Source organism: Streptomyces sp. CAI-85 (genome assembly GCF_013363615.1).
GTDB classification, from domain to species: domain Bacteria; phylum Actinomycetota; class Actinomycetes; order Streptomycetales; family Streptomycetaceae; genus Streptomyces; species Streptomyces antibioticus_B.
Genome location: NZ_JAANNX010000122.1, coordinates 1 through 6,733, shown reverse-complemented (window position 1 = coordinate 6,733; position 6,733 = coordinate 1). Strand labels below are relative to the sequence as shown.

Annotated in this window: 5 protein-coding genes and 1 pseudogene; 2 read left to right on the top strand and 4 right to left on the bottom strand. The window is 70.7% G+C overall.

From position 1 onward, the window contains the following. Positions 1-384: pseudogene (locus G6W55_RS36620) on the top strand (6-phosphogluconolactonase); the annotation flags it as partial. A 482-nt stretch (positions 385-866) separates the two neighbouring features. On the opposite strand, the gene G6W55_RS36615 reads toward G6W55_RS36620, so the two are convergent. The 4 genes from G6W55_RS36615 to G6W55_RS36600 all read right to left on the bottom strand — a co-directional run bounded on the left by G6W55_RS36615 (position 867) and on the right by G6W55_RS36600 (position 5,542). Further along, positions 867-2,348, bottom strand: coding sequence for a glycoside hydrolase family 3 protein (locus G6W55_RS36615; RefSeq protein ID WP_175524931.1), 1,482 nt, complete (start codon positions 2,346-2,348; stop codon positions 867-869). A 7-nt stretch (positions 2,349-2,355) separates the two neighbouring features. Then, complete coding sequence (locus G6W55_RS36610; RefSeq protein ID WP_175524930.1) at positions 2,356-3,192, bottom strand: carbohydrate ABC transporter permease; 837 nt, start codon at positions 3,190-3,192, stop codon at positions 2,356-2,358. Next, positions 3,189-4,178, bottom strand: a complete 990-nt coding sequence (locus G6W55_RS36605; RefSeq protein WP_175524929.1) for a carbohydrate ABC transporter permease — start codon at positions 4,176-4,178, stop codon at positions 3,189-3,191. The genes G6W55_RS36610 and G6W55_RS36605 overlap by 4 nt, the downstream gene beginning before the upstream one ends. Positions 4,179-4,264: 86 nt before the next feature. Then, entirely contained in the window at positions 4,265-5,542 is a 1,278-nt protein-coding gene (locus G6W55_RS36600) for an extracellular solute-binding protein (RefSeq protein ID WP_175524928.1), read from the bottom strand. 445 nt (positions 5,543-5,987) lie between these two features. On the opposite strand from G6W55_RS36600, the gene G6W55_RS36595 reads away from it, so the two are divergent. Beyond that, positions 5,988-6,733, top strand: a 746-nt coding sequence (locus G6W55_RS36595; RefSeq protein ID WP_175524927.1) for a GntR family transcriptional regulator, incomplete at its 3' end; no start/stop codon positions are given.

The window sequence follows — 6,733 nt, the reverse complement described above, 5'->3', positions numbered from 1 at the left end:
ACCGACGGGCACATCGGGTTCAACGAGCCGTGCTCCTCGCTCGCCTCGCGCACCCGTATCAAGACGCTGACCGAGCAGACCCGCGTCGACAACGCGCGCTTCTTCGACGGTGACATCGAGCAGGTCCCGCACCACGTGATCACGCAGGGTATCGGGACGATCCTGGAGGCACGGCACCTGGTGCTGCTGGCGACGGGCGAGGGCAAGGCGGACGCGGTCGCGGCCACGGTGGAGGGGCCGGTCGCCGCGGTGTGCCCCGCCTCCGCGCTCCAGCTCCACCCGCACGCCACGGTCGTCGTCGACGAGGCGGCCGCGTCCAAGCTGAAGCTGGCCGACTACTTCCGCCACACCTACACCCACAAGCCGGAGTGGCAGGGCATCTGACCCCAAGCCCGAGCACAAAGGCGCCGCCCTCCCCGCGGGGAAGTCGGCGCCTTCCGCACAGCCGCAGCAGGGCAGGGCGCCGCCTGCCGCGCGGCGCCCTCGACCTGCCCCCCTCCGGAGGCCGCGCCGGCCCCCTTCACAGGGAAGCCCGCGCCTTCCGCATGGCAGCGGCAGGCGCAGCCCGCCGGTCAAGGCTTTCGCCGCCGCACTCCCGCAGACCTGGGCCGCCGCCGCGTGGACGGCCAGGTGCGAGGCACCGCAGGGCGCAGCCTGTGGCGGGATGCCTGACGCCTCCGACCACAGACTCCGCCGCCGGGCCACAGACCTGCGCCCCGCCCTGGGTGGCCAGATGCAGGACGCGGCCGGCCTGCGGCGCGACACCCGACGCCCCCGATCAGCCCCCCCAGCGCGCCCACACACAAAGAGGCGCCGACCGCCCCTCGAAGGGCGGTCGGCGCCTCTTTGCGCAGCCGTGGTAGGTCCTACCCCCCGATCAGGACCTCCGCCGCCGCGCGGCCGCAGACCTGGGCCGCGCCGTGGGTGGCCACGTGCAGGGCGCCGCGCGGTGGGGCCTGGGGGACGCCCATCTCGACGACAACGGTGTCCGGACGGGCCGCGAGCACCGTGTCGAGGGCGACCGCCATCCAGGGGTGGCGGTGTTCGTCCCGGACGACCACCACGAGACGGCGCTCCCCCGCCGCGGCCAGCGCCGCGCGGCCCGCGTCCTCGCCGGTGAAGCTGCCCGTCGCGGTGCCCGGCAGCAGCCGGGCCAGTTCCGCGGCCACGCCCCACGGGGTCTCGTCGCCGACGGCGATGTTCGCGACCGGGGCGAGCGCGGCGACGTAGGGCGCCTCGGTGAGCGGCGTGAAGCCCTCGGCGCCCGTGACGCGCAGCGCCCGGCGGGCGGCGGTCAGACCGACCTCCGGCGAGGCCCCGTCGGCGGCGGTGGGCGCCGAGGCGGCCCAGCCGGCCAGCTCCCGGACCCGCCGCGCCGCGTCGGCGAGCCGTTCCTCGGGCAGGTCACCGGCGCGGACGGCGGCGGTCAGGGCGTCGCGCAGCCGCCGTACCGTCTCGTCGTCGGCGAGGCCGCCGCCCACGCAGATGGCGTCGGCGCCCGCGGCGATCGCGAGGACGCTGCCCCGCTCGATGCCGTAGGTGCCGGCGATGGCCTGCATCTCCATGCCGTCGGTGACGATCAGCCCGTCGTAGCCGAGTTCCTCGCGCAGCAGCCCGGTGAGGATGCGGCGGGACAGGGTCGCCGGGTGGACCGGGTCCAGGGCCGGGACCAGGATGTGGGCGCTCATGACCGCCCGGCTGCCGGCGGCGATGGCCGCGCGGAACGGGACCAGTTCGCGCCCGGAGAGGACGTCCGCCGGGACGTCGATGCGCGGCAGCGCGTGGTGGGAGTCGACGGCGGTGTCGCCGTGGCCGGGGAAGTGCTTGGTGCAGGCGGCCACACCGGCGGACTGGAGGCCGGTGACATAGGCGGCGGTGTGCCGGGCCACCAGGTCGGTGTCGGACCCGAAGGAGCGGACGCCGATCACCGGGTTGGCCGGGTTGGAGTTCACGTCGGCCGACGGGGCCCAGTTGAGGTTGACCCCGCACTCGGCGAGCCGGCGGCCCAGCTCGTGGGCGACCCGGCGGGTCAGGTCGACGTCGTCCACCGCGCCCAGGGCGTGGTTGCCGGGGAAGGAGGAGCCGGTGCGCACCTCCAGACGGGTGACGTCGCCGCCCTCCTCGTCGATCGCGACCAGGACGTCGTCCCGCTCGGCCCGCAACTGTGCGGTGAGGGCGGCGAGTTGCTCCGCGGAGGCGATGTTGCGGCCGAACAGGCCGACCGAGGCCAGGCCCTCGCCGAGGCGGCGCAGCAGCCAGTCGGGGGCGGTGGTGCCCGGGAAGCCGGGCTGGAGGACGGTCAGGGCGTCCCGGGTCAGGGTGTCGGTGCCGCTGGTGATGGTCGTCATCGGGGCGTCATCCCTTCACGGCGCCCGCGGTGAGACCCGCGGCCATCTTGCGCTGGACGAGGAGGAACAGGGCGACGATCGGGACGGCCATCAGGGTGGCGCCGGCCATCATCGGGGCGTACTCGGTGCCGTGCTTGGTGGTGAAGTTGCCGAGCCACACGGTCGCCGTCTGGTTCTTCTGGCTGAGCAGCATCAGGGCGTAGAGGTACTCGTTCCACGCCTGGATGAAGGCGTAGACGGAGGTCGCGACCATGCCGGGGGCCAGCAGCGGGAAGACGACCCGGACGAAGGCACCGGTGCGGGTGCAGCCGTCGACCATCGCGGCCTCCTCCAGCTCCTTCGGGATGTTGACGATGAAGCCGCGCAGGGTCCACACCGTGAACGGAAGGACGAAGGTCAGGTACGTGATGATCAGGCCGGACAGCCGGTCGTACTGGTTGAGGTCGTTGAGCAGCAGGAAGACCGGGATGATCATGGCGACCAGCGGGACCATCTGGACGGCCAGGATGCCGACGATCACGATCTTGCGGCCGCGGAACGCGAACCGGGAGATGGCGAGGGCGGCGAGCAGGCCGATGACGATGCCGATCACGACGACCGTCACGGAGACGACCAGGCTGCGCCCGACCGGGCCCCAGAAGTCGGCGATGTCCAGCGCGCGCCCGAAGTTGGAGAGCGTCATGCCGGTCGGCAGCAGGCTCGGGTCGGGGTCGATGGCGTCCTTCGCCGGTTTGAACGCCGTGTTGAGCATCCAGTAGACGGGGAAGCCGGCGACGACGAAGACCAGGAGTCCGAGGAGGTTCCAGCCGAGCTTCGACCGCCTCGGAGCGGAAACCGTACTCATTCGACCTCTCCGATCTTCAGCATCTGGCGCATGTAGACGGCGACCACCCCGAGCAGCAGCAGCACCGTGATCAGGGCGATCGCGGAGCCCTGGCTGTAGTCGTTGACGACGAAGGCGCGGTCGTAGGAGTACGTCGTCAGAAGCTGGAACTCGGGCTCCGGGTGGCCGTTGCGCATCACGAAGACCTGCGGGAAGACGCCCATGTCCCAGATGACCGACAGGGTCGTGAGCATCACGATGATCGGCTTGAGGATGGGCAGGGTGACGTACCGGAAGACGCCCCAGGCGCCGGCGCCGTCGAGGCGGGCGGCCTCCTCCAGCTCGGCGGGGACCTGGGTGAGTCCGGCGCTGAGGGTGATCACCACGAAGGGCACCGCGCCCCAGATCACCAGGAGCATGATGACGGCGAGGCCCTGCGGTCCGCTGGCGAACCAGTTGTGGCCGATGAGGTCGACGCCGGGGAGCCGGGACAGGACGGCGTTGAGGATGCCGTAGTCGGAGTCGAACAGCCACTTGAAGACGGTGGTGGCGACGATGATCGGCATGCCCCAGCTCGCCACCAGGGCGATGTTGACCAGGATCTTCACCCAGCCGGAGACCCGCTGGAGGAGCAGCGCGATCAGCATGCCGATGACCATCGTGAGGATCACACAGCCGGCGGCGAAGACGATCGTGCGGACCACGACCTGCCAGAACTCGGTGTCGCCCAGCACCTCGGCGAAGTTGTCGAAGCCGACGGACTCGGCGGGCTGGAAGCCCCAGAGCTGGGACTGGCCGAACTTCTGGAAGGACAGGGTGACCAGGCGGACCAGCGGATAGCCCATCACCAGTGCCAGGACCAGCAGACAGGGCGCGAGCAGCAGCCAGGGCGTGCCGGCGCCGGCCTCGCCGCGTCGTCGCGGCGGCTTTCTCACGTCGGCCCGGGGTGGGGGTGACGGCCGCGTCGGCGGCACCTTGGCAGGGGTGGTCGTGTCTGCGGCACTCATCCGCGCGCTCCTCAGCGGTCCCTCGGTCGTAGGGAGGCGGGGCCCCCGCCCGGTGGGGAACCGGGTGGTGGGGCCCCGCCGTCAGGTCACTTGGTGTTGATGACCTTGTCGATCGCGGCGTCCGCTTCCTTCGCGGCGTCCTCGACGGACTTCTTGCCGGTGCCGATGCTCTGGAGCATGGTCTGGAGCACCTGGGCCTTCTCGACCTGGCCCCAGCCGGGCGCCATCGGGACGAACCAGCTCGACTCGGCCGCGGTGGCCGGGACGGCGGTGGCCGGGTCGCTCTTGAGGGAGGCGAGGTCGGTCAGGTTGTTGGGCAGGTTGCCCTTGGCCATCAGGCCCTTCTGGCCGTCCTTGCCGGTGAACGCGGCGATCCACTCGGCGGCGAGGTCCTGCGCGTCCGACTTCACCGGGACGGCGAGGTCGGAGCCGCCCAGGAAGACCGGGAGGTTCTTGCCGGACGGGCCCGGCATGACGAAGTTCTCCAGGTTGTCCTTGAGCTTGCCGGTCTTGTCGTTCTTCGGGTCGGCGGCGGTCGCGCCCTCCCAGGCGGCGCCGAAGATCATGCCGGACTTGCCCTGGCCGTAGACGATGTAACGGTCGGACTCGTCCTTGGTCTTGTCGCCGTGCATGTAGGAGTCGACGACCTTCTTGTACTCGGTGAGGCCCTTGAGGGACTCCGGCGAGGACAGGTTGGCCTTCCACTGGCCGCCCGACTCGGTGGCGATGGAGCCGCCGGCGTCGTAGACGAAGGACATGGCCGCGTACCAGTCACGGGTGGGCTGGTACCAGGCGGAGAACTTGTCGCCCTCCTTCTTCTGCACCTTGTCCAGGGCCGCGGTCAGCTCGGCGTAGGTCTTCGGCGCGGCCTTGACGCCCGCGGCGGCGAAGACGTCCTTGCGCCAGTTGCCCACGCGGCCACCGGCGTAGTAGGGGACGCCGTAGGTCTTGCCCTCGTAGGTCACCGAGGCCTCGAGGCCGTCGAGCCAGGCGTCGGAGTTCTCGAACTTCGAGGCGTCCAGGGGCGCGAAGGCTCCCTTGACCATGTAGCCGAGCATCTCGGTGTTGCCCATCTCGACCACGTCGGGGGCCTTGTCGGTGGCGAGCACCGCGTCGAGCTTGGCGTTCTTGTCCGGCCAGCCGTAGTACTCGTGGTTGACCTTGACGCCGGGGTGCTTCTTCTGCACCGCCGCGTCGGCGGCCTTGACCAGCTCGGGCCAGTTGTTCTGGGCGTCGACGGTCAGCCAGACCGTCAGTTCCTTGGCGTCGGAACCCTTCGAGTCCCCGCTGCCACTGTCCCCGCACGCCGCGATGGAGACCATCATGCCCGCGATACCGATCGCGGCTATCAGCTTGCGCTTCACGCCACCCTCCTCAGGGATGCCACAAACCCCCCTGCCTCCCCGCCGCGGTCGAGCGTCAACGCGTACCGTCCGTGGGGCCAGGACCTGGACCATTGGTGTAGACCAGTACCGGGAGCTTGGCTCAGACCAATAGGGCTGTCAAGGGTGTGCGAGCGCGGTTGAACCGTCCGTTACGCGACCGCGATATGCAGGGACTTTTCGTTTTTCGGCCACCGGAACGGACCACGGCCGGCCGCTCGCGCGCGGGTGTACCACCGGGCCGCCCACCGGCCGGGGAAGCGGAATCCTGGACTAGACCAAGGGCGGGCGTGAAGGTATACAGAGGAGATCACGGGCGTGCGAGGTCACCCACACGGGAGCCCGCGCGCACCAAGCCGTGCCACGATGTGAGCCGCGGCCGACGGGGAGTCGGCCATTTCGGCACCGGAAGCCGGGAAGGCAGGCCATGAGCACCGACGTCAGCAGTGCGGAGAACGAGGGTGGGGCGACCGTCCGTACCGCGCGTGTGCCCAAGTACTACCGCCTGAAGAAGCACTTGCTCGACATGACGGAGACCCAGGCGCCCGGCACCCCGGTCCCGCCGGAGCGCACCCTGGCCGCCGAGTTCGACACCTCCCGCACCACCGTCCGCCAGGCCCTCCAGGAACTGGTCGTCGAGGGCCGGCTGGAGCGCATCCAGGGCAAGGGCACCTTCGTCGCCAAGCCGAAGGTCTCCCAGGCGCTCCAACTCACCTCGTACACCGAGGACATGCGCGCCCAGGGTCTCGAACCCACCTCGCAGCTCCTGGACGTCGGCTACATCACCGCCGACGACACCCTCGCCGGGCTGCTCGACATCACCGCCGGCGGCCGGGTGCTGCGCATCGAGCGGCTGCGCATGGCCAACGGCGAGCCGATGGCGATCGAGACCACCCATCTGTCCGCGAAGCGCTTCCCCGCGCTGCGCAGGTCCCTGGTGAAGTACACCTCGCTCTACACCGCCCTCGCCGAGGTCTACGACGTCCATCTCGCCGAGGCCGAGGAGACCATCGAGACCTCGCTGGCCACTCCGCGCGAGGCCGGTCTGCTGGGCACCGACGTCGGTCTGCCGATGCTGATGCTGTCCCGGCACTCGCTGGACAAGGACGGCAAGCCGGTGGAGTGGGTGCGCTCGGTGTACCGGGGCGACCGTTACAAGTTCGTGGCGCGTCT

What these genes read in the sequence shown, in the direction of transcription:
- G6W55_RS36610 (WP_175524930.1), bottom strand. Translation starts at nt 3,192, where the DNA reads ATGAGTACGGTTTCCGCTCCGAGGCGGTCGAAGCTCGGCTGGAACCTC.
- G6W55_RS36615 (WP_175524931.1), bottom strand. Translation starts at nt 2,348, where the DNA reads ATGACGACCATCACCAGCGGCACCGACACCCTGACCCGGGACGCCCTG.
- G6W55_RS36605 (WP_175524929.1), bottom strand. Translation starts at nt 4,178, where the DNA reads ATGAGTGCCGCAGACACGACCACCCCTGCCAAGGTGCCGCCGACGCGG.